Raw genomic sequence first — 21,289 nt, forward strand, 5'->3', positions numbered from 1 at the left:
AAACAACAAGGAGAGATTGATTCACAATTGCTACAAACGGTTGAAATATCATTTATTTCACGAATCATAGCGCAAATCAGTTTCTGTACCACAGGTGGTTCTTTATCCACGCTCGGGATGCAATACGTACCTTGGCAGCGCGCCCTATCGGCATCATTGCGGCAACTCACCAAATTTAATTGAACGAAAGCACAGGTAATCGACATCCCCTGACGGGTCAATTGACGCGTCGTCTTCGCCGAAAGACTAGCGTTTTTATTAGCGCGCCAACTCGGGGAAACGGCATAGAAATGGAACTATTGGCCTTGCCAGGTTAGGAACTACTGGCGCAGTAACTCCAACTACCAACTACTGAAAAGTCTAAAAACTTTTACCCAGCGCTCGTACCAGAACAACATTTGAAAGCTGACCCAAAACCTCTAGGGGGGGGGAGGACGCAGTCCTCATTTAACGGATATTTTTGAACTTAAAACAATGCCGCCGCCGCCAACTAAACAAACCCGGTGGACTGATGGCATCGGCTTAAAAATGGCGGAAGGCGCGAACCGATAAATGGTTCAGCGCCTCCTTAAGAATCAGCGCAGAGCGCCTTCAGCAGTCAGTTCTTTGATAACTTTTTGTACCGCTTGATGGGCAAGATCAATAATCTGATCAACTTCTTTTTCGGTGGTCACCAGAGGTGGAGCGAAACCCAAGATCTCGCCATGAGGCATTGCCCGGGCAATCAGGTTCAGATCACGAGCAGCCTTAGAGACACGAGCACCTACTTTCAGGGCAGGATCGAAGCGCTTCTTAGTAGCCGGATCCGCGACAAACTCTAGTGCCGCCATCAAACCTACGCCACGAACCTCTCCAACAATCGGCAGGCTACCAAACACTTCCTTGAGGTTGTTCTGCAGATAAGCCCCTACTCGAGCGGCGTTGCCGGGGATATCTTCTTGCTCAACGATGTCCAGGACAGCATTTGCCGCAGCGACACCAATTGGATGGCCAGAATAGGTATACCCGTGAGAGAACGCACCGACTCGATCAGCCCCCTCCTCCATTACCTTGTACACTTTCTCGCCGACGATAGCTGCAGACAGCGGGGCGTATGCCGAAGTCAAACCTTTTGCGACAGTGATAAGGTCTGGCTCGATGCCGTACTTATCGCAGCCAAACATGGCGCCAGTGCGACCAAATCCTGTGATCACCTCGTCAGCAATCAGAAGGATGTCGTACTTCTTAAGGACTGGCTGGATCGCAGCCCAATAGCCAGCAGGTGGTGGAGTGATACCACCCGTGCCCAGCACGGGTTCAGCAATGAAAGCACCGATGGTGTCCGGATCTTCACGCAAGATCAGCTCTTCCAGCTCCTGTGCGCGACGAGCGGAGAACTGCTCTTCAGTTTCGCCTGCTTCAGCCCCCCAGTAATAGTGTGGAGCCCCGGTACGCAGGATGCCGGTGACAGGCAAGTCCATGTAATCGTGGTAGAAGCTCATCCCGGTCATCGAGCCCGAAATTACTGAGCAACCGTGATAGCCACGATCACGGGTAATGATTTTTTTCTTCCTTGGCAGACCACGCAGGTTGTTGTAGTACCAGACCAGCTTGGCTTGAGTTTCGTTAGCGTCCGAACCCGAAAGGCCGTAAAACACCTTGCTCATCTTGCCGGGTGCCATGCGTACAAGGCGATCGGACAGACGAGCCAGCTCGTCCGTCGTGTGAGCAGCATAACTATGGTAGTAGGCGAGCTTGTGAGCCTGGCGAGAAATGGCCTCAGCCACTTCAGTACGACCGTAACCAACGTTCATGCAATACAAGCCGGCAAAACCATCAATGTATTCACGACCGGTGGAGTCAGTGATACGGATGCCCTTACCAGACTCAACGATGGTGGGATCACCCAGTTTGCCAGTGGCGAAATCTTTCAGATTGGTAAACGGGTGCAGGACGGTATTACGGTCCTGAGCTGCAATCAAATCATGTGTTTGCTTATTCATATTGTTTCCTCAGTTCTCACAAGTTGCCGAAGCAGACGTATTTGAGTTCCATGTATTCAGCGAGGCCGTGTCTGGAACCTTCTCGGCCCAGGCCGGATTGCTTCCAGCCGCCGAATGGAATGGGGGCACCAGTAAACTTCGGAGTGTTGAGCGCGACCATGCCGTACTCCAATCGATCAGATAACCGAAGTGCCCGACGCAAATCATTGGTATAAACGTAGGCTGCAAGGCCAAATTCGGTTTTGTTAGCGCGACGGAGGACCTCCTCCTCTGTATCAAAAGGAAGAATCGCAGCCACTGGCCCAAAGGTTTCTTCGAATGCGATGTCCATTTCGTCGGTGACATCTGATAGTACGGTTGGAGTTACAAAGTTTCCCTGAATAGCCGCGCTACCAACCACAATGCGCGCACCTAAGGAGGTAGCGTTCTCAATATGGTCGCGGCACTTAATAGCGACCGAACGACGAGTCATTGGGCCGATATCGACACCTTTCTCAAGCCCATGCCCCACCGTCAACTTGTTGGTAGCAGCAGCGAAGGCTTCGATGAATTTTTCGTAATGGCCACGCTGAACATAAATGCGGTTGGCACCGAGACAGTCCTGCCCTGATGTTGCGAATTTGGCACCCATGCAGCCCGCAACCGCCTCATCAATCGACGCGTCATCAAATACGATGAAAGGCGCATGCCCGCCCAATTCGAGCGACACTTTTTTCACTGTGTCACCGGACTGCTTCAGCAGCAGCTTCCCTACCTCGGTAGACCCGGTGAAACTGAATCCACGTACCTCAGCGCGCTGCAACAGGCGAGCAGAGTGCTCGATCGCGTCACCGGTCAGGACCTGGAATACACCGGCAGGAATACCAGCCTCCTCCGCGAGCTTGGCCAGAGCCAGAGCCGATAGCGGCGTCTCAGGCGCCGGTTTCACGATCATCGTGCAACCTGCCGCCAATGCAGCACCCGCCTTACGAGTAATCATTGCGCTGGGGAAATTCCAAGGGGTGATCGCGGCGGTCACTCCGATAGGCTGCAATTTCGTCAGAAGCTGACTACCAGCCAAGTGGCTTGGAATGGTCTCTCCGTAGCAACGCTCGCCTTCAGCAGCGAACCAATCCAAGAACGCCGCACCATAGGAGATTTCCCCCAAGGACTCCGCAAGAGGCTTGCCTTGTTCGGCGGTCATGATCACCGCCAAATCCTGGGCATGCTCGCGAGTCAGTGCCGCCCATTTACGGAGAATTAGTCCCCGCTGAACTGGTAGCAAATCGCGCCAGGCAGGGAATGCTGCACCGGCTGCTTCAACGGCGCGATCAACCCAGATGACTTCACAATGGGCGACTTCCGCGATTTTTTCATTGGTGGCCGGGTCGATAACAGCTAGGCGAGAATCAACATCAATCCACTCTCCATTGATGTAGGCACGTGTTTCCAGGAGATCTGGGCGGGCAAGGTGACTCAGAGCACTTTTGGCAAGATTTTTCATGGATACCACTTGAGCATAATGTTGTTGGTACCAGTTTATTGATCTGAAACAGTGCCAAACATCAATAAACATCTGCCAAGTGGATAATTACTGCGTTTTTATATGTGACATCGATTATTTTATGCGCATCGGTTTTTCCCAAGGCAAACATGCTTGAGACACCGTGCATTACCAGAACTGGAGGTACGATCGGGGGTACAAGGGGGAACGGCAGCAACATCCGTACTAATACAGCAATAACGTCGTCGATCTACCGCGCCAACTGATCACAAAAGCGCCTGCGGCTATGCGGACGGCAATAGCGCCAGCACTATGTGTTGCGACCTATAGTTTAACTTGGGTGAGGAGTGCGCCGTTGGGCAAAGCCTATATGCTGGCCTCGGCCCCGACCTGTCGCATTTGGAGAAAAGCCTCAAACGCAAGCCGTCATACTTGCGCCACGTAAACCTTATTCGTGGTCTGCAAGATAGTACGCTGCGTCATAACGAATTGGCGACATTGATATCGTCGAACATTGAGGGGGTTGGCGCGCTATATTATCGAACATCAGAATTACGTGGCGCTGGCATCAATGTGTGAGCAGACGCCTTTAGTCGGCGTCCAGCACGCTACAACGACGCGTTTATCCGAGCAACTCGGCCTAAATCGTTACGACGGGCTGCGTCAACTCTATGCTGATGCCGTTCACAATAGATATACGGGATTGGCTGGGTCAGTTTTCGGTCAGCGGCAACAGTCCCAGCTCATCCGCGCATTGCTTATCTGCTACTTCATGGTCATTCGCTAGGTTTGTGGGACAAGGCCTGTGATGTAGCCAGCTTGCTGGGTGAGCACGATATTTTGCGCGGAGCAGGTGCGGACGTCAAAGCCCGCCCTACAGCGGGATAGTGGGGTATTCCCGGTCAGATAAAGCTTTGTTTCAGTGATGCTTGACTGTGGCAAGGCTGATATTCAGTTCTTTTGTGTAGTAACGATCTGTTTTGCTGCGCCTCTATCACTGCGCCTATCACTTGATAGTCGATCACGCTCGTGCTTTTGGTGGAGGGCGAGATACTCGTCCACATCTTCCTGCGTGCGATGATCCTGCCCCAAAAGCGACTCACTCAAGCAATTGAACCGCATTGACTCCTCGAGCGTCAGGCCAGCAAATACTTCGTTGCCCTGAAGGTCTGCGCTAAGGGCTCGTATTTTTTTAAGGTATGCGCGCTGCATGTCCGTAAGCACAAGCATTTAGACCTCCTATAAATTGGCAGTGTAAAGGTGTGCCGCAATACGCAGGGCCGAATAGATTTTGGCGATAAATATCATCCAGTGGCCCCTAGTGATAATTCAAGCTGAGTGCAGAGATGAACACGCATTTCAGCCGGCCAAGTTAAAGTGATCGCTGGTAGCGCGGGGCGCAGTTCTTAATGTTCAACACCTGGTCTTGGGCTGCCGTCATTCAAACTCGGCTAGGAATACAAATGTATCAAATTGACGCGGGCAAGATCAGCACGGCTGACGCTACTGCCTCCAGGCTAAGCCTGGCCGGACACTTATAACCCAAGAACAATGAACGAGCTAAACACCAGGGTCGACTAATAGACTAAAGACGAAATACGATGCCTTGAACGTGCCCGCAAATCAGAGACCCAACGCGCCTCAGATGTAATCTCTTTAAACATACGCAGCTACGCGAACACCGCCGAACGCTTACCCCCCTTAAAATGTAGCCATCGCCTGTGCATTCGCCAAAGTCGACGAACGCAGCTTAGCCACAAACAGACTGGGAGATTGCGCTCCTAGATTACCGTGAATCAAGGCTCCGGGAACGGCAATGGCACATCGGTGCCGCGGCGCACCGCAAACACGTTCAGGGTCATTGCCACCAATGCGTAGTAACCCAACACCCCGACCAACTCGACGACCGCTGGCTCGTTAAAGGTTTCGATGGCCTGCGCATACAGCGCATCATTCACACGACGATCCTGATACAACGCTTTGGCGACGCGGTAGACCACACGTTCGTCTTCCCGCTCAAAATCAGGCTCGGCTTGATGTCGTAGTGCTTCAATGACCGCATCGGTGACACCCGCCTGGCGAGCGATAGGTTCGTGGATCTGCCATTCGGCCTGGGACTGCCACCAACTAGCGGTGAACAAAATGGCCAACTCGGTCAGACGTAATTCCAGGCGCGTGCTGTAGCGACAAAACGCACCCAGTCGCTGAGCATGGCTGGCCAGTTCCGGACTATGAATCCAGGCAAGGAATGGACCATCGAGGTTGCCTCGAGGGCCACTGAGAATCTCCGTGAGTACCGCCCGCTGAGCATCATTGATCTGATCGTCGGCAAGTGCAGTGAGACGCGATTGAACGAACATCGGCCAAACTCCTTAAAGGTCCTTGAGTGTGAGGCGAATGGCATTCACCAGTTTGCTGGCGATCTCATCCAAATGACTGTCCTCGAGAATAAATGGCGGTGCCAGCAGGATGTGGTCGCCATACTGACCATTGACAGTTCCGCCCATTGGATAGCACATCAGTCCTTCTGCCATGGCGGTTTTTTTGATTTTCGCGTGTAGCTTGAGCGACGGATCAAACGGTTTTTTGCTTGTCCGATCGGCCACCAACTCCACCCCCTGAAACAAACCGCGACCGCGAATATCGCCTACGTTCGGATGAGTGCCCAGTAACTCGATCAGGCGATCCTGCAATCCCCGACCTAGTACATTGACCCGCGCCAGCAAACCGCGTTCCTCTATAGTTTTCTGCACTGCGAGTGCCGCCGCGCACGCCGTGGCATGGCCGATATACGTGTGTCCGTGCTGGAAAAATCCAGAGCCATTGGCGATGGCGTCGCGGATTTTCTTGCTCACCAGGGTCGCACCTATCGGTTGGTAACCGGCGCCCAGTCCTTTGGCAACGGTAATCAGGTCGGCGCTGATCCCTTCCTGTTCGGCAGCGAACAATGTCCCGGTCCGGCCCATGCCGCACATCACTTCGTCGAGAATCAATAGAACCCCATAGCGGTCACACACTTCGCGAATCGCCTTGAAGTAACCGGGTACCGCCGTCACTGCACCCAGCGTCGCCCCAACGACCGGTTCCGCGACAAACGCCATGACATTTTCGGCGCCCAAACGGAGAATTTCCGCCTCCAATTCCGCCGCCAGACGCAGGCCCATTGCTTGCTGTGTTTCGCCTTCGCACTGCTCGCGGTAGGCATAGCAAGGACTAACATGGCTGACATTGATCAACAGCGGTTCGAACTGTTTTCGACGCCACTCATTGCCGCCTGTGGCCAGAGCGCCAAGGGTGTTGCCGTGGTAACTCTGACGGCGCGCAATCAGATGCTTGCGTTGCGGCTGACCGATTTCGACGAAGTATTGCCGGGCCAGTTTAAGTGCTGCCTCCACTGCCTCCGAACCGCCCGAGACGAAATACACCGAGTCAATACCCTGCGGCGCACGAGACACCAGAAAATCGGCCAACTCCTCCATGACCTCGGTGGTAAAGAATGAGGTGTGAGCGTAAGCCAACTGTCCGACCTGCTGGCGGATCGCATCGATCACCTGAGGATCGCTGTGGCCAAGGCACGAGACGGCCGCCCCGCCACTGGCATCCAGATAGCGACGCCCAGCACTGTCGATAATGTAAGGGCCATCGCCCTTGACGGCGACAGGGTAATGTTGCGTGAGGCTGCGGTGAAATACGTGGCTCATGTTTCCCTCCGGTGCTTTATGCAAATAATAAATGCATTTAAATAATATGCAATTATTATTTGCTCATTATTCCTCGCCCTACTGGCAGGAAAGTCCAGATCTGGCTCCAAGGGGCAAGAGCTTCATGCGGCGCCGGTCATGTTGGACGACACAAAAGCACTTTTCTATTGCGGCATCTGCAAATGCCTGTGTACCTTGCCGAAAAGCATCGGGTTAGTGCATAACGCCTCCTGATGCCTTTCTCTTATCGTGAATGGACTGTCCAAATGACGAACACCCCGCCCCCCCTGCCCGATACCATCACCGGGTTGAAACAGCTGCTGGATTCCATCGAGCGACGCGAGGTGGACATTGCATTGGGTAGCAGCTCAAGGCGGGTGCTGATGGCGCTGATAGAATCACCACAACGGACAGCCGTGTCGTCCATCAGCGAATTGGCGCAACAATTGGCAGTCAACGCATCGACGTTGTCCCGGTTGGCCCAGCGTCTGGGCTATGGCGGATTCAGCAAGCTGCAGGATGTGTTTCGTCGAGAAATGACTGAGGGCAAACACTTCTACAGCGATCAGGCTTCGCGACTAGTGGTGAGCACTGGTGACATGGATAACATGAATCAGCTGACCCGCCTGGGTCGTCAGGAAAGCGCGAACATCGCCAGCATGATCGAGCAGGTTGACCCGGCAGTGTTCGTGCAAACGGTGGAGCTGCTGTCCAGTGCCCGCCGGGTTCGAATCCATGGCATGCGCCAGTTCAATTCCCTAGCAATGTTCATGTCCTACGGTCTGGGTATGCTGCGCCCGGATGTCTCGACCCTGGACAACAGCCGCCAAGGCGTTGCAGATGCCTTGGCGCAGATGGACGAAGGAGACCTGCTGGTAGTGTCCAGTTGCTTCCCCTACACGCCCAGTGTGCTGGCGACCGCGGAAGTTGCAGCGAAGCATGCAATAAAGGTGATTGCCCTAACGGATTCCGCCAGTTCCCCCCTGGCGAAGGTTGCTCTGTACAGTTTCTATGTGCCCAACCACAGTCTGTTTTTCAGTAACAGCATGTGTGCGTTTATGTTATTGGCCCAAGGCCTGCTGAGTGCCGTCGCCAGCAATCTGGGCGAATCCTCGGTGTCCGCCCTCAAATACCGCGAAACCCTTATCAGCGAGCTGAACACCTCCCTCTGACCCCCCCCCCCGGCGGATTGGGTCCGTCAAGGTGCCATGGGGGCCGTTTTTTTTACCCCGCTGATTGGTCTATTTGCCCCTTTATCGATTGCCCCGACGACCACTTCACCGGCATGGTCATGTACAGAGACCGACGTAAGCGCCCAGCTCTTCCGATCAGCAGAAACAGTTTGCCAAGCCCCAGGGGGTCTTTGCTTATCTCCCCCATGATTAGATGCAGAGTATGGCAGTAGCATTACCCACCACGCACCATAAGTCAGGATATTCTAGGCTGGGGCACCTTCTTTCATGGTGTCAACAAGGTTCAGAGCCATCAGCAATGACAAGTCGCGGTGAGCCCACTATGCTTCGACATCCCCCCCGACAGGAACTGCGTACTCAATACTGATTGCGTCGTAGAGATCGACCACGAAATCAAGTCTCAGCAGACTACCGCCCCGCAGGCCCCGTTTGCGAAGCGCTTCAGGGCGTTTCGGTACGAAGCTCAGGCCCACGCCATCTTCAAGGCCGCGGGCCTGAGCCAGCCGAGTCGGTAGAACTGATCAGGAACCAACTGCAGTACACCGGTCAGTAATCGCACCCCGGGCGGGTGCGATCATAAAACCTCCGCCCGGCGTATCTTTCTGAGCAAGTACCAAATAATGCATCAATCCCGACAGCTCGCTCACCTGAGTTTCGCCGCTTCCGAAATCAGCTCGAGGGTAGCGGCGCGGTATTTGTCTAAAGAGTCTTTTTTCAAACCAATGACGCTAACAGACATATTCAATGTCGGCGCGTATGCTACATATGCCCCCCACGCGCCACCATGCACATACACGGTAATATCTCCGACTTTCATGATCCGCACGCCATGACCATAGAGCTCCGCCCCCGGATCTCGGGGAGTAGCCGTATTGAAGACGGATGTCATGAGATTGATCGTTTCTGCCTTCTTGAAAACTTGCCCGTTAAACAAAGCGTAGAAAAACTTTGAGAGGTCCTTTGTGGTCGACACCATCCCCCCACCGCCGAACAGATCAAACGGAGTAGTGTCATAGATGTCCCAGCCGTTGGCTTTCGACGCTTTAGGGTCAGTGTACAGGCTATAACGGTATTGATGCGCCCGCGGTAGCACGCCTTCGGGCTTCGTTTCAAGCACTTCCCACCAAGTGTCGACAAGCCCAAGACGTTTGAAATCGACAAGCTTGCGCGTTGCCTCCGCCATGGATTGGCCTGTTGCCTTCTCAAGGATCGCGCCGAGCAGAATATAGCCGGTGTCGGAGTACTCAAACCTCTCTCCTGGCGCAAAACGCGGTCCGCCCTCCATCGCCATCTTAAGTTGCTCATCCACAGTGAACCGATGCTTGAGCTCGCCAGACATCAGTCTTTGCTCAATCTCAGCGTAGGCGCGTGTATCGAACACATCCAAAAGTCCGGCAGTATGCGATAGGAGTTGCCGGACGGTGATAGCATTAACATCGTAGCCGCCATCCGTAAGAATTTTTACCTGCGTCGGAGTAATATAAGAACCAATCGACTGATCCAGTTCGATTTTTCCGCTCTCCCACAACCGCAATATTGCAGCGGCCACGAAGGGTTTCGTAACACTTGAAACGACAACTGGATGATTAGTTGTCAATAGCTCATGTCCACCCTGTTCTGTCATGCCGGCCACCTCGCCGTACTCCATACAAAATTTAGGTGCTTCGACATACACGGCAGCTCCGAGAGCCGCATCGGGTCCGCTAGTGATTGCGGAAATGAGTGAGTGCGCCTTCGCTCGAAGCAACTCCCCGTTGTGCTGCTCAACGTCGCCCCCAACACATCCCGCCACCGCGTAAGGTACCAATAGCGCCGCCGTGAAAGACACCAATAACGGCGCTACGAGTCGCCGCATCATTCCCTTTCTTGTTAGTCGATCGGAGCTGATTTTCCCGGGTGTTCCATGAACATCTCGATTTTTTTTCATTTTTGTTGTTCTCCGGTTTTTTGAAGTTGGCCAGCTCGAGGTCACATCGTATTCGGTTGCAAGCCTAGTATTTATTAGCTGAAGGCTTTGCATATAAGTTGCAAAATTGAATGTTGAGCTAAAGCAGGCCAAAGGAAGGATCGGAAGATTCGCTTAGAGCGTGTCTAATACATGCATCCGAATCCAGGTCATGAAGAAAATGCCCGGATAAATCTATACGGGCATTTCCGCTATCGTCGTCACAGAACAATGCCCACTGCAAAAGCTGCCTTCAGAATAATCGCAGTGCCGACATTGTCTGACTGAAAATTCTTAACTTTCATTTGCGTCTCCTTTTTGTTTTTTATTTTTGTTTGGCGGGATAGCTTGATATGTTGCGCCTCGCCGCTGCAAAACTTTAGCTGCAAAGCAAAGTCATAATCCGTAAAAAAAACTATATGAGTGAAGTAAAAATGCGTTTTTCTTAGCTATAACGCATAATTACTTAGTAGGTTAATGCTAAGAGTTGCGATAAAGCGTCCTAGCGGTCTTCGGCTTCAGCGAGTTTCGACTCAATTGCTTGGCTGCATGTCACGGTTGATCCGGAGGTCAATGCGAGTAAAATCAAGCTTCGCGGCGGGAGACAATTTTCATCGCCGATGCCCCCACCAACCTATCCCCGTCGAGCGTTTTGGAAGTCTGGCCAGTCCCATGGAGCCCTTGCCTGTTTACTTCAAGGAAATGCCGTAACTAATGAGGAGACGATTTTCGCCAGTGCCACGGTCGAAGTCGGAACGATCGCTTGCGTTGCGCCACAGATGCCGAGGTTCGTCAGCGGTCCATCTTGGACGATGTACTGCAGCTCGATGTTGTGTTCCCACTCCTAGCCCTCTCAGTCGAGCCCTGGTTGCGGCGGACATCCTGATACGCCATCCACACCAGCGGCTTCGGTATCTCGAATGCTTTTCGCTGCACTAAAACGTCATCCTCGTTTGAGTTGTGTCCCGCACAACGAATGTGATCCCCACCCCTTCGCTCCAGCCCCATTACAGGTCTTTCATCACAACTACGGGTGAGTCCGTCCCTATCCCCACGATACGTGCCGAGGATAGATTCTCACGCCTCCCAAAATGACCTGGCTCAGGTTCTTGCTGCCTTAAAACGGGTGCCGTGCAGTCGGTAGACAGGTGTCCTCTGCACTTCTCGGGGCCCGGCTACACAAGCCCGTTTTGACACCAGTGGAGATTCGTCGCTTCATCAGTCAGTTCACTTGCGTTCACGATAGCCATTGAGCAGGCGTGTCGGCACCTCCTGCGCGCGGCTGGTGGAGTAGTCAAAAAGGATCACTGGTTTATCTGGCGGGCCGCCGGTTTGCACCCACATCCAGGACTGGCTGCTTGGGTCTCGGTCAGGCTCTTTCAACACCTGTAAGTTCCTGGACGGTCAGAACGATCGCCTCGTCGGTGGCGCCAGGCGATGTTTTGAATCGTTCGGACTCAAGGCGCTTGAGCCAAAGGCAGAAGCCGTTGCGCTCCCAACATAAAATCTTCCGATTGCGAGGCTTGTTGAGGAAAACGAAAAGCACGGGGTCAAATACTGCGACTTTAATATCCAGCTCGACTAGCGCAGCCAAGCCGTCGATGGTTTTTTGGAAGCTGACCGGCTTGGGGTACAGATACACTTTTTCGACTTTGGCATTGGGTCGCATCATGGCGAGCTGGCTCCTGAGGGAATCGGGAGCACAGCATCCGGAATCAGCTAAGCGCTTTGAATGTGGGGTCTATGGAGCGCTCACGAAAGACCCGGTTGGACTGAAAGATCCTGTAGATTTGGAGGGATAATAAACTGGGGGCGCTGATTACATAGCCACGAAAGTTTTTAAAAATGCGTAAAACAGCGTCTGCAGAAAGCAGCCGTTCCCTTTAGGAACCTGGAGCGAACAACAGATATGTGATTCAAGGCCGGGGTGTAGTGCTTCACCTAGTTGTTGCTTGCGACGAAGTCGATCTGTTACACATTAATTGCACCGCAAATATGTAGCCCCGACGGCAAATAGGTTTTCTATTCTATTTTTCAGAAATGTCAACTCTTGAGCAATCGGGGCGTTCGCCTTTATCTTAGGCCCTCTATCTATCAGACAGCCTGAAGATTCTCGTACTTCGTGGCTTCAACATAGCACTAAATCGGAGAACTCAGTGCCTCTAAAGCCTGCCTATGTACTTGGTGTGCTCGCCAAACAACCATTTCCTTCCAATCTATTTTCTGAGGATAGAAACAATGCTTGGTCGCCTGGCGAATTTTGCGCCCTAATGGCGCGTCAATCTCCTCAGGACGATACTTGTATAGCCATAGGTCATCGCGCTGTGCCTTGCGTACTGTATCGATGTCACAGGTACCAAATTCTAAGCAGACATAAGTATGTCGAGAACCTAGGAGCCGCTCCCAAAATTCATCCTGCGACCCGTGCAGCGGAACGGAGGTAGATGTACCGACATCAGGGGAGGTGGCGGAAACGCCAAAAATGTCGGTGGCGCGCTCATATCCTGCGATCCCTGAAACTTGCTCGCATTGTAGCTCGCCGTAACCATACGGACCCAAGCCTGTGTGGTAATCGATGATAATTACACGCTCCCTAGATGCAACATCGAAGTCGGTTGCAATTCTTTCTAGGGTTTGTCGTGCTTCGGACGGGGCTTGGCCTCCATAGGACATGCCGCCGGGCCTCGTAAATTGCCCAGAACTGCGAGCCTGCTGAAACTTCCGTCTGCCATGTTTTGAACAAAATTCTGCCACAGCATCTTCTGCTAAAGCTACCCCCTCTGCACTAATATCGACAGGGACAATATAATTAGCCAACTCTTCGTATGCAGAACTATCTGGTAATGGGAGCGTAAAATCGATGAAGTTTCGATTGAGATCTATGCCTTCCGCTGTGACGATACGATCCCAGGCAAATCCGTAGCAATTGAGTGCATGGATAATTAGGACGGCCGTATTATCAGGAAGCTGTTCATGCAATCTGGAAGCAATGAAGACGTTTTGACCGGCGGACCCACAATAACCTTCTGCACCATGAGTTCCAGAGACTAAAACCAAAAGATTTTTTGCCGTATTAGAACCGAAATAGGCGACGTCAGTATAGAGATCCTCGCCTGCTGGTCCTTTTGCACCGCAGGGGTAAGGAATAGCGTTAGGCGTCGCACTCAAAAACTTTCGCCGGGATTCAGCGTATGAGTCGGAAAATACTAGCGGGGCAAGCTCTACAGCGCTTTCTAAAGTCATTTGTTATACCTTTTTCGCTTGTGCAAATTGCTCAATAGAATGAGCTATTAGGCTATTCGAGAGAAATCCATACTGGCTAATTATTGCTCATATAATAGTAAAATTTTCATGTTTTTCATGCATGCTGCGCATTTTTTCGGCGCGAAATTTTGAATCAATGCAGATTACACGCGCCTCAAGGGGCTGCCACCTTAGAAAATTGGCACGAACAAGCACTATATTCGCAAATAATAGTAACGGTACGCGATTCTTCCAGCGAAGCTAAGTAGACACTAAACGGCTGCGATCGCAGCCCAAGAGGGATTGCAATAGTAGTAGACTGGCTGTTGGCGAATTGCTCTTTATTTCGCCTGCCTGAACACTGGTGCAACAAAAGATTCATTAACGCGAAAAAGATTATTCACAGAAAGCCGATAAAAGGATAGTTTTTACGGTAGCGGCATGTTTTAAGCGCGCAGGTGCTAGCTATTCAGCAGTGGTGCGACAAACTAAGTCTGCAGACTCAAACGATTCGTCAATCTTTCATGGCCACATGAGTAGCTGCAATGTGCGACAATAATCTGATCCAAGCGATGCTTTGAACTCATACCAACGTCTAGCACAAGCGTGCCCCATATCATCACTCGCTACGTCTCCCTCCACAGTCGCTGCGTGTCCTTATTGAGCACTAAGTTGTCCTTCCGCCCACCCGGAAATCCGGGGGGCGGGCGCAAGCTTATTTACACGCGATCCCCTGAGCTCCGAGCTTTCAAGATCGAGGCCCAGAACGCCAGGGGAATCGCGAGCGGGATCATCAGCATCAATAGTTCAATGGCTGAGGCGACTGACAATCTTAGTCGATCACAATAAGCTGTCGGGGTACTTTCGAGAGGAACTCCACACCATCCTCGGTCACCAAAAAGCTCTCGGTGATTTCAATGCCCCAATCGTCGTACCACAAGCCTGACATCAGGTGGAACGTCATCCCTGGCTGCAGCACCGTTTTATCGCCATCACGGAAGCTCGCAGAGTTTTCACCCCATGCAGGGGGGTAACCCATCCCAATCGAATAACCGGCCCTGTTGGACTTTTCTAGACCGTGTTTGGCCAAGACCCGCCCATACGCCTGAGAAATATCCTCACAGAGATTGCCCGCAATAGCCTTCTCGAGGCTGGCCTCCATGCCTTCAAGGACAGCCTTTTCGGCATCTAGCATGTGAGTCGTTGGCTTGCCCAAATAGTAGGTACGCGACAAGGGGCAGTGATAGCGCTTATGAACGCCGGCGAGCTCGAAAAAGATACTTTCATTGGCCCGAATGGGCTTATCTGTCCAAGTGAGATGAGGCGCCGACGCATCTGCTCCTGCTCCAAGGTTCGGAACGGCAGCAGGGTAATCTCCCCAAAAGCCGTCGACTCCGCGAGTGCCTACATACGACAGTTCAGCGATGACATCTGACTGTTTAACACCTGGGCGTAACACTTCAGTAACTCGTTCGTACATCGCTTCGACGATCTTGCCTGCCCCTCGCATATACTCGATTTCGCGCGGTGATTTGACAATTCGCAGCCAGTTGATTAATCGCATGGCATTTTTGAAGCGAGCATTAGGAAGCGTTGCCGTCAGTGCTTCAAAACCTGCCGCAGAAAAATAATAACTATCTTTTTCAACACCGATTGTCGCGGCACCATAACCTTCTTCGATGATAATTTGGCCCAGAACTGTCATCGGATGCAGGTGATCGGATTGCACGTAGTGGTCGGCGTATGATTTGATCCGGTCCTCGCCGATGTAAGCTGTGCGTCTACAGCCATTTGCATCCTGGCCTCGACCAAACCACAATGGATCTTTGTCTTTACTGACCACGACGCACTGCGGCACATAGAATGAGTTGCCTTCGTAGCCCGTAAGCCACCCCATATTGGCTGGATCGGTCACTACAAGCAGATCTATCCCGGCCTGCTCCATCGCTAACCGTGCCTTATCCAGACGCGTTTTATATTCGGACAACTCAAATCTCATAAACTCGGTATTCATTTTCGCTCCTGCCTAATTTTTAAAGCTGCTTATGAAAAGCAGTTTGCTCGACAGCTTTTTTTCGTATATTTCACAAAGCCGATCATCTCAAGACTTTAGGTCCTGAGTGACGCTAGCGTTAATCGGCAAAGATCGGTAATGTCGAAAACTGGCAAGCCAGTTGTGCGCCGCACCGCGGGAGCAACGCATGGAAACCCTGTGCACTCAAAAAGCACGGTACCTATCTCAGGATGTTCAGCACGAAGTTTGTCAATGCAAGCTTGCACTTCTAGCTCAATTTGCTCAACATCGGTTCGAATAAATGGTCTGGCCAGTGTGTTACGCACATAAATGCCACCCTCGATGCCGCCAATTATCACGCGAGCTAAGTCTGCAGGGTGCTCCACGCCTAAAATTTCTTGCGTGCAGTATCTAGCATCGGCAGTGATAACTGCCAACTTTGCGGAAGACGGCAGTAGCCTTAACAAAAGAGGGATCAAGAGAAGGCTCGATGTTGCGACTGGGATATCTACAACGGCACTGATCGCAGCTTGGTGACGAATGAAGAAGCCACAATCAGCAACTATGACCTGTGCACCGCGCTCCCTCAATCGTCGAGCCGCTGAAATACAATTGGCCTCAAGGGCCGGTTCGCCTCGGATGATGACTTCTGCAGTCGCTCCCTCAACCATCTCGGTGATAATCGGTCTGCCAAAGCTGGCGGGATCTAAAAGCGAACCAGCCCGAGGTGTCGCGTTGGGGCTGTCGGGTAGGATGCCTTCATCTAGTTCAAGGATGCCCAATGCGTGACCAGCCGAGTACATTAGTGACACTCCTGCTATTTCACAAATAGTTGACGTGGTGTATTGGTCAGTGGCTCAAAGCCGGTCTCTGTCACAGCGAAACTCTGAGTGATCGTTACGCCCATTGTGTCCAACCACAGACCAGGCATAAGGTGGAATACCATTCCCGCTTGCAAGATGGTTTCATCCCCCTTGCGAATGCTGGCAGTCCGCTCACCCGAAGCGGGGGGGAAGCTGATTCCAGTGGGATAGCCCACACGTGACTCTTTTTCCATGCCGTGACGAGCCAGGGCTTTCCTGAATGCGGCCTCGACATCAGAGCAGGTTAGACCAGGCCGGATACTCTCAAGACATGAGTTCAAGGATTCGACGGCAATATCTGCTAACTTCTGGAACGCGGCTGTCGGTTTACCCACGCAAATCGAGCGAGCCATGTTTACTTGGTAACGATGGCGGACGCCTGACAACTCAAGATTGACTACCGCCCCTTCTTGAATGGGACTGTCCGTCCAAGCCGCATGAGGGGCAATAGCCCGCTCGCCTACGCACAAATCCGGCGGACAGGCTGGGTAATCGCCACCAAAACAGACCTGTCCTGCAATTTGATGGTAGTAGATGACAGCTGCGATGTCGCATTCACGAACACCGGCCTCGACCATCTCGACCACACGCTTCATTGCTACATCAGCCAATCGGCCTGCTTCTCGCATGACAGCTACCTCCGCCGGGCTCTTTACCAGACGAATCCAACCCACCAGCAAATCCGCGTCGATGAACTGGGCCTGTGGCAATGCTCTTGTCAGGTCGGAATGAGCGCGTGCGGAGTAGTAGTATCCGCCCATCTCGACACCGATACGGGCTCGGTCGTTGCGTATCTCCTTGAGAATATCGGCAATGTACGCGTAGGGCGAAAGAGTGTTTGACTGCACATAAGTATCTGGATATGCCCTAATGTTTTCGTCATCCAAATACGTAGTCATGACGGCCGAGATACGATCCATGAACCGTCCCACCCATATCGGTTGATCATGATCTAGGGATACAATAACCATCTGGGGGGTATAGAAGGAATATGCATTATATCCAGTTAAATAGTTCTGGTTGCTGGGCTCGGACAGCAATAGAACGTCAATATTTCTGGCAGCCATTTCGCGCCTGACAGCAGACAGGCGCATTCCAAATTCTTCTAGTTCAAAATGCAGTTCTTTGATCACTTTGTCACCATCGTCCGAGTTGCTTGTGATACGTGAGATGGAATCACCTAACTAAAAATTTCCCAGCCTCTCAGCGGCTTATAATTCTCGTGCCGATAAAGGGCAAGTATGTTTCCTGTTATAAAGCTGTTGGCTTGCGGTATTTGATGCGCAACGCGAGAGCGATTTCTGAATGGCTTGCTTTGAAGTGCCGTGAAAATATCCCCGCTTATGCGTCACGAGACCCTAGCCACTAGTCATTCCGAATTGCGGCTTACGATGCTAACTAAGGTCACACTAATCACAATGTCATTATATGACCCCACCACTCAAAACCGTCACAAGGCGACGCGAGCCTCCTCATGACGTGGCTATTAGTGGCGGAGAATCTGACTAAGGAACAGTTTAGTTCGTTCATGCCTAGGATTGGTGAAGAAGTCTTGAGGAGCGCCCTCTTCTATAATTCTCCCAGCATCCATGAAAATGACACGGTCAGAAACAGAACGCGCGAACCCCATTTCGTGTGTGACGCAGACCATGGTCATGCCATCGCGAGCCAAGCTGGTCATTGTCTCGAGAACTTCGGCGACCATCTCCGGATCGAGTGCAGAGGTCGGCTCATCGAACAGCATGACCGCAGGCTCCATACAAAGAGAACGGGCTATGGCGACGCGCTGCTGCTGTCCTCCTGAAAGCTGAGCCGGATATTTATTCGCCTGCTCCGGAATTCGAACGCGCTCAAGGAACTCAAGAGCAACTTTTCTCGCTTCGGCCTCGGGAACACCCTTGATCCACATCGGCGCCGCCATGCAATTCATTAGGACCGTCATGTGCGGGAATAAATTGAAGTGCTGGAACACCATGCCGACATTTTTACGCACTTCGGAGATGTTGCGCATTTTGCTATGTAAGTTGATTCCATTGACAATAATCTCGCCCTCCTGATGCGCTTCAAGCCGATTGAAACACCGGATCAGTGTCGATTTCCCCGATCCGGACGGTCCACAGATGACGACACGTTCGCCTTTGCGGACGGTGAGGTTAACGTCGGTCAACGCTCTAAAGTTGCCGTACCACTTTGAGACGTTCTTTACTTCGATAATTTTGTCCGCGTTCACTACCGCGTGCTCCTTCCGAAATCGCGCCTGATCCGGAGTCAATCCAGTTCGGGTAACATCGGCATTTATGACCTCGTCAGTGCTTTGTCGCTTTGTGACGTTCGTCGATTCAAATGTGTTCAAGCTCATCTTGCCTTACTCCTGCCCAAATATTGCCAGATCGAAGTCGATTTAAATCGCGAAGCGTCAGTATTCACCGTGGTGAGTCTTTGCCACTTTGTAAACTTCGCCGCTTCGCGTGCACCCTCGTTCATCGCGTCTTATTCCGGGCGTAATGACTTTCAATCCTGGACTGAATTATTTCAAGGCAAACGGATAGAACCCAATACAGAATAGCCACAGCAACCAACATCTCCATGTGATTAAAGGTGCTCTGACCGAGCGTGCGCGCGAGAAATGTAAGCTCCCATACACCGAGGACAGAGACGAGTGAGCTATCTTTAAGCATTGAGATGAACGTGTTTCCCATTGGGGGAATGATGATAGGCAGCGCCTGCGGCATGATAATCTTGCGCATGGTGAGCCCAAAGCCGAAACCCAGTGAGCGAGATGCCTCCCACTGACCGCGATCAATGCTTTGGATACCTGAGCGAAAAATCTCCGTCATGTATGCACCAACGCACAACGAAAGCGCCAACACACCTGATGGCACAGCATCCATCACAATACCCAGCTGCGGCAACCCGAGATAGATGAGGTAAATCTGCATAAGTAGCGGCACGCCGCGGAAGAACGAAGTGTAAAAGCTAGCAATGCCGTAAGCGAAACCGTTAGTTGAAAGTTTTGCGACAGCCGCCGTAACTCCGAGAATTGATGCAAAGACAAGTGAAATCGCCGAAACATAAATTGTAGTAACCACGCCCTGCGTGATCAGGAAGGGCAGTTTTGTCCAAATAAAGGGTAGGCTTAGATCAAACGACTTGAAGAAGGCGAGAAATAAGAGAAGCAATTCAGACCACACAATACCGATTTGCCATATCAGAGAGACACAACCGATCAGCACGATGTTGATACATAATAGGAGCGCAATAACCAAGGCTGTTGCGAAACGCCCGTACAAACCGCTATTCAACGGATCGCCAATGACCGGTCTCATGAGCTCACCCATAGTGGTACCGGCAAGATTGAACACAAAGAAAACCACGAACACAACCGCAAAGATCAAGGCAACAAACCATGGGTTATGTACCAGCACCCTTGATTCAACTGTATCTTTATAAAGCATGAGAAATCCTCATCAAAAAAACGGCCCGACTAGCCTTGGACCGCTATGACATTATTATTTTTCGACAGAGAAATCTTCGCCGTACCACTTCATCGTCAGCTCAGAGAGCTTACCGTTATCCCTGATACCTTTGACGGCTAACGCAATCTCGTCGCTAAACTCCTTGTCGCCATGGAGAATTGCAATTGCTGCCGGGGCGGCGAACAAGGTCCCGGGAAGGATCTTTAATGGGTAGCCGGCTTTTATCGCATCCTGCGCTATCGGTGTGTCAGCGACGACTGCATCAAGCCGAACACCATCGCCAAGTCGAAGGTCGTCAAGCGCAGTAATGGAGCTTGAATAGCTCTTCACCTTTCCAGCTGTGAATTTGAATTCTATTGGCTGAGCGGCGACCCAGTTCGGTGTGAAAGTATGGTTGACATAGGACTCCGCCGAGGTGCCTGCCCCAACGCCAAACGCCTTGCCATCGAGATCAGAAAGCTTTGTCGCCTTGCTGTTCTTGTGAACAACGGCAGATACCGGCCCGTAGAAGTAGATAGCCGGGAAGTCAAATACTTTTACACGCGCCGCGGTCGGGGTCATCTGACCCATGGCCATGTCCCAGCGACCCTGCCATTTGCCTCCGGCGATAATATCCCAGCCCGGTGTCACGAATTTCACCTGCACCCCCAAGTGGTCAGCGATGGCCTTTGCAACGGCTACGTCAGAACCATCGAGTTCTTGCTTGTCATTCAAAAATGACATCTTGCCCCAGTCCGTCCCAACCGCCACTGTGAGGGTTTTTGTGGCCAGCACGTGGTCGAGCACTTGACCGGCATTGGCTGCGGTCGACAGTACTGTAGACACAACTGTAAGCGATGCTGCCACTAACATCATGAGCTTGCGCATACTTGAGTTCCTTATATTTATTCTATGGTTTAAATCATCGAGCCCAGCACATCTCCGCACCGCAGGATCGTCTAAATCCAAGTACTTCGATTTGCCTCTTAGCGCATCCCTGCCATCGTTAATTTTTTACCCCTATCCTCCACGCGATACAACATATGCTTCTTATTTACCATTGAGATCCAGGTGGATCATTTCATCGCGATCGGCATTAATGAGCGTTTGGATCGCGAGGATCGAAATGGGCCGACGAGTACAGGTCTCGGTAACAATATTGACCCAATCGAGTAGTGAAAATGCTGCATTTTCTATAGATTCATGCATAAATACTGCACCAATACAGCGTTTTCTGCAGTTCACGGTCGATTCCGGGCGGCAGTTTAATTTTTTCTCCAGCCACCGCAGGCGGCAATCCAACATTGAATGAAACGGGCCCGGTCCAGTCGCGACAGCGCATCAGGTAATCCGGTAATCCGGTAATCTGATCCTTGGTTGCACTTTCAGGATTGGTAGGGGCTAAGACCG

The 21,289-nt window shown here is 51.9% G+C and carries 15 protein-coding genes and 2 pseudogenes; 1 reads left to right on the forward strand and 16 read right to left on the reverse strand.

Translation table 11 applies throughout. The features are described from left to right. Positions 1 to 575: 575 nt before the first annotated feature. From AC1DWG_RS03025 to AC1DWG_RS03045, 5 genes are all read right to left on the reverse strand, one after another. The gene (locus tag AC1DWG_RS03025) at positions 576 to 1,982 is read right to left on the reverse strand and encodes an aminotransferase (RefSeq protein ID WP_477762150.1); all 1,407 of its coding nucleotides are present in this window, start codon (positions 1,980 to 1,982) and stop codon (positions 576 to 578) included. Positions 1,983 to 1,998: 16 nt separating this feature from the next. After that, positions 1,999 to 3,465, reverse strand: coding sequence for an NAD-dependent succinate-semialdehyde dehydrogenase (locus AC1DWG_RS03030; protein ID WP_477762151.1), 1,467 nt, complete (start codon positions 3,463 to 3,465; stop codon positions 1,999 to 2,001). Positions 3,466 to 4,416: 951 nt separating this feature from the next. After that, positions 4,417 to 4,695 (reverse strand): hypothetical protein, encoded by a 279-nt coding sequence (locus tag AC1DWG_RS03035; protein ID WP_477762152.1) that lies wholly within the window; start codon positions 4,693 to 4,695, stop codon positions 4,417 to 4,419. 566 nt (positions 4,696 to 5,261) lie between these two features. Continuing rightward, positions 5,262 to 5,825, reverse strand: a complete 564-nt coding sequence (locus AC1DWG_RS03040; RefSeq protein WP_477762153.1) for a carboxymuconolactone decarboxylase family protein — start codon at positions 5,823 to 5,825, stop codon at positions 5,262 to 5,264. Between the two features lie 12 nt (positions 5,826 to 5,837). Further along, positions 5,838 to 7,166 (reverse strand): aspartate aminotransferase family protein, encoded by a 1,329-nt coding sequence (locus AC1DWG_RS03045; RefSeq protein ID WP_477762154.1) that lies wholly within the window; start codon positions 7,164 to 7,166, stop codon positions 5,838 to 5,840. Between the two features lie 266 nt (positions 7,167 to 7,432). Between AC1DWG_RS03045 and AC1DWG_RS03050 the strand changes: the two genes are divergently transcribed. After that, positions 7,433 to 8,338 (forward strand): MurR/RpiR family transcriptional regulator, encoded by a 906-nt coding sequence (locus tag AC1DWG_RS03050; protein ID WP_477762155.1) that lies wholly within the window; start codon positions 7,433 to 7,435, stop codon positions 8,336 to 8,338. 269 nt (positions 8,339 to 8,607) lie between these two features. Here AC1DWG_RS03050 and AC1DWG_RS03055 read toward each other — a convergent pair. The 11 genes and pseudogenes from AC1DWG_RS03055 to AC1DWG_RS03105 all read right to left on the reverse strand — a co-directional run. Then, positions 8,608 to 8,814: pseudogene (locus tag AC1DWG_RS03055) on the reverse strand (hypothetical protein); the annotation flags it as partial. Between the two features lie 188 nt (positions 8,815 to 9,002). Next, on the reverse strand, positions 9,003 to 10,286 hold the full coding sequence (locus AC1DWG_RS03060; RefSeq protein WP_477762156.1) for a serine hydrolase domain-containing protein: 1,284 nt from the start codon (positions 10,284 to 10,286) through the stop codon (positions 9,003 to 9,005). A gap of 1,257 nt (positions 10,287 to 11,543) precedes the next feature. After that, positions 11,544 to 11,696 (reverse strand): annotated as a pseudogene (locus tag AC1DWG_RS03065) (IS66 family transposase); the annotation flags it as partial. Further along, positions 11,674 to 11,976 (reverse strand): IS66 family insertion sequence element accessory protein TnpB, encoded by a 303-nt coding sequence (tnpB, locus tag AC1DWG_RS03070; RefSeq protein WP_477762157.1) that lies wholly within the window; start codon positions 11,974 to 11,976, stop codon positions 11,674 to 11,676. The gene tnpB and the pseudogene AC1DWG_RS03065, both read right to left, overlap by 23 nt. 467 nt (positions 11,977 to 12,443) lie before the next feature. Continuing rightward, positions 12,444 to 13,547, reverse strand: a complete 1,104-nt coding sequence (locus AC1DWG_RS03075) for a DUF2817 domain-containing protein (RefSeq protein ID WP_477762158.1) — start codon at positions 13,545 to 13,547, stop codon at positions 12,444 to 12,446. 832 nt (positions 13,548 to 14,379) lie between these two features. Then, positions 14,380 to 15,561 carry a M24 family metallopeptidase gene (locus AC1DWG_RS03080; protein WP_477762159.1) on the reverse strand — a complete coding sequence of 394 codons (1,182 nt, stop codon included), beginning with the start codon at positions 15,559 to 15,561 and terminating at the stop codon, positions 14,380 to 14,382. Positions 15,562 to 15,656: 95 nt separating this feature from the next. Next, positions 15,657 to 16,364: an aspartate/glutamate racemase family protein gene (locus AC1DWG_RS03085; protein ID WP_477762160.1), complete on the reverse strand. Its 708-nt coding sequence runs from the start codon at positions 16,362 to 16,364 to the stop codon at positions 15,657 to 15,659. A gap of 14 nt (positions 16,365 to 16,378) precedes the next feature. Continuing rightward, positions 16,379 to 17,557, reverse strand: a complete 1,179-nt coding sequence (locus tag AC1DWG_RS03090) for a M24 family metallopeptidase (protein WP_477762161.1) — start codon at positions 17,555 to 17,557, stop codon at positions 16,379 to 16,381. Positions 17,558 to 17,910: 353 nt separating this feature from the next. Continuing rightward, positions 17,911 to 18,639, reverse strand: coding sequence for an amino acid ABC transporter ATP-binding protein (locus AC1DWG_RS03095; RefSeq protein ID WP_477762345.1), 729 nt, complete (start codon positions 18,637 to 18,639; stop codon positions 17,911 to 17,913). Positions 18,640 to 18,904: 265 nt separating this feature from the next. Continuing rightward, complete coding sequence (locus AC1DWG_RS03100; RefSeq protein ID WP_477762162.1) at positions 18,905 to 19,879, reverse strand: amino acid ABC transporter permease; 975 nt, start codon at positions 19,877 to 19,879, stop codon at positions 18,905 to 18,907. Positions 19,880 to 19,933: 54 nt separating this feature from the next. Beyond that, positions 19,934 to 20,767: a transporter substrate-binding domain-containing protein gene (locus tag AC1DWG_RS03105; RefSeq protein WP_477787203.1), complete on the reverse strand. Its 834-nt coding sequence runs from the start codon at positions 20,765 to 20,767 to the stop codon at positions 19,934 to 19,936. Positions 20,768 to 21,289: the final 522 nt, after the last annotated feature.

The sequence above is a fragment of the Pseudomonas sp. P4_B3 genome, assembly GCF_056402295.1.

Excerpts from the sequence above, each read along its gene's own strand:
- AC1DWG_RS03075 (WP_477762158.1), bottom strand. The coding sequence starts at position 13,547 with ATGACTTTAGAAAGCGCTGTAGAGCTTGCCCCGCTAGTATTTTCCGAC.
- AC1DWG_RS03050 (WP_477762155.1), top strand. The coding sequence starts at position 7,433 with ATGACGAACACCCCGCCCCCCCTGCCCGATACCATCACCGGGTTGAAA.
- AC1DWG_RS03045 (WP_477762154.1), bottom strand. The coding sequence starts at position 7,166 with ATGAGCCACGTATTTCACCGCAGCCTCACGCAACATTACCCTGTCGCC.
- AC1DWG_RS03060 (WP_477762156.1), bottom strand. The coding sequence starts at position 10,286 with ATGAAAAAAAATCGAGATGTTCATGGAACACCCGGGAAAATCAGCTCC.
- AC1DWG_RS03085 (WP_477762160.1), bottom strand. The coding sequence starts at position 16,364 with ATGTACTCGGCTGGTCACGCATTGGGCATCCTTGAACTAGATGAAGGC.
- AC1DWG_RS03040 (WP_477762153.1), bottom strand. The coding sequence starts at position 5,825 with ATGTTCGTTCAATCGCGTCTCACTGCACTTGCCGACGATCAGATCAAT.
- AC1DWG_RS03035 (WP_477762152.1), bottom strand. The coding sequence starts at position 4,695 with ATGCTTGTGCTTACGGACATGCAGCGCGCATACCTTAAAAAAATACGA.
- AC1DWG_RS03100 (WP_477762162.1), bottom strand. The coding sequence starts at position 19,879 with ATGCTTTATAAAGATACAGTTGAATCAAGGGTGCTGGTACATAACCCA.
- AC1DWG_RS03080 (WP_477762159.1), bottom strand. The coding sequence starts at position 15,561 with ATGAATACCGAGTTTATGAGATTTGAGTTGTCCGAATATAAAACGCGT.
- AC1DWG_RS03105 (WP_477787203.1), bottom strand. The coding sequence starts at position 20,767 with ATGCGCAAGCTCATGATGTTAGTGGCAGCATCGCTTACAGTTGTGTCT.
- tnpB (WP_477762157.1), bottom strand. The coding sequence starts at position 11,976 with ATGATGCGACCCAATGCCAAAGTCGAAAAAGTGTATCTGTACCCCAAG.
- AC1DWG_RS03030 (WP_477762151.1), bottom strand. The coding sequence starts at position 3,465 with ATGAAAAATCTTGCCAAAAGTGCTCTGAGTCACCTTGCCCGCCCAGAT.
- AC1DWG_RS03025 (WP_477762150.1), bottom strand. The coding sequence starts at position 1,982 with ATGAATAAGCAAACACATGATTTGATTGCAGCTCAGGACCGTAATACC.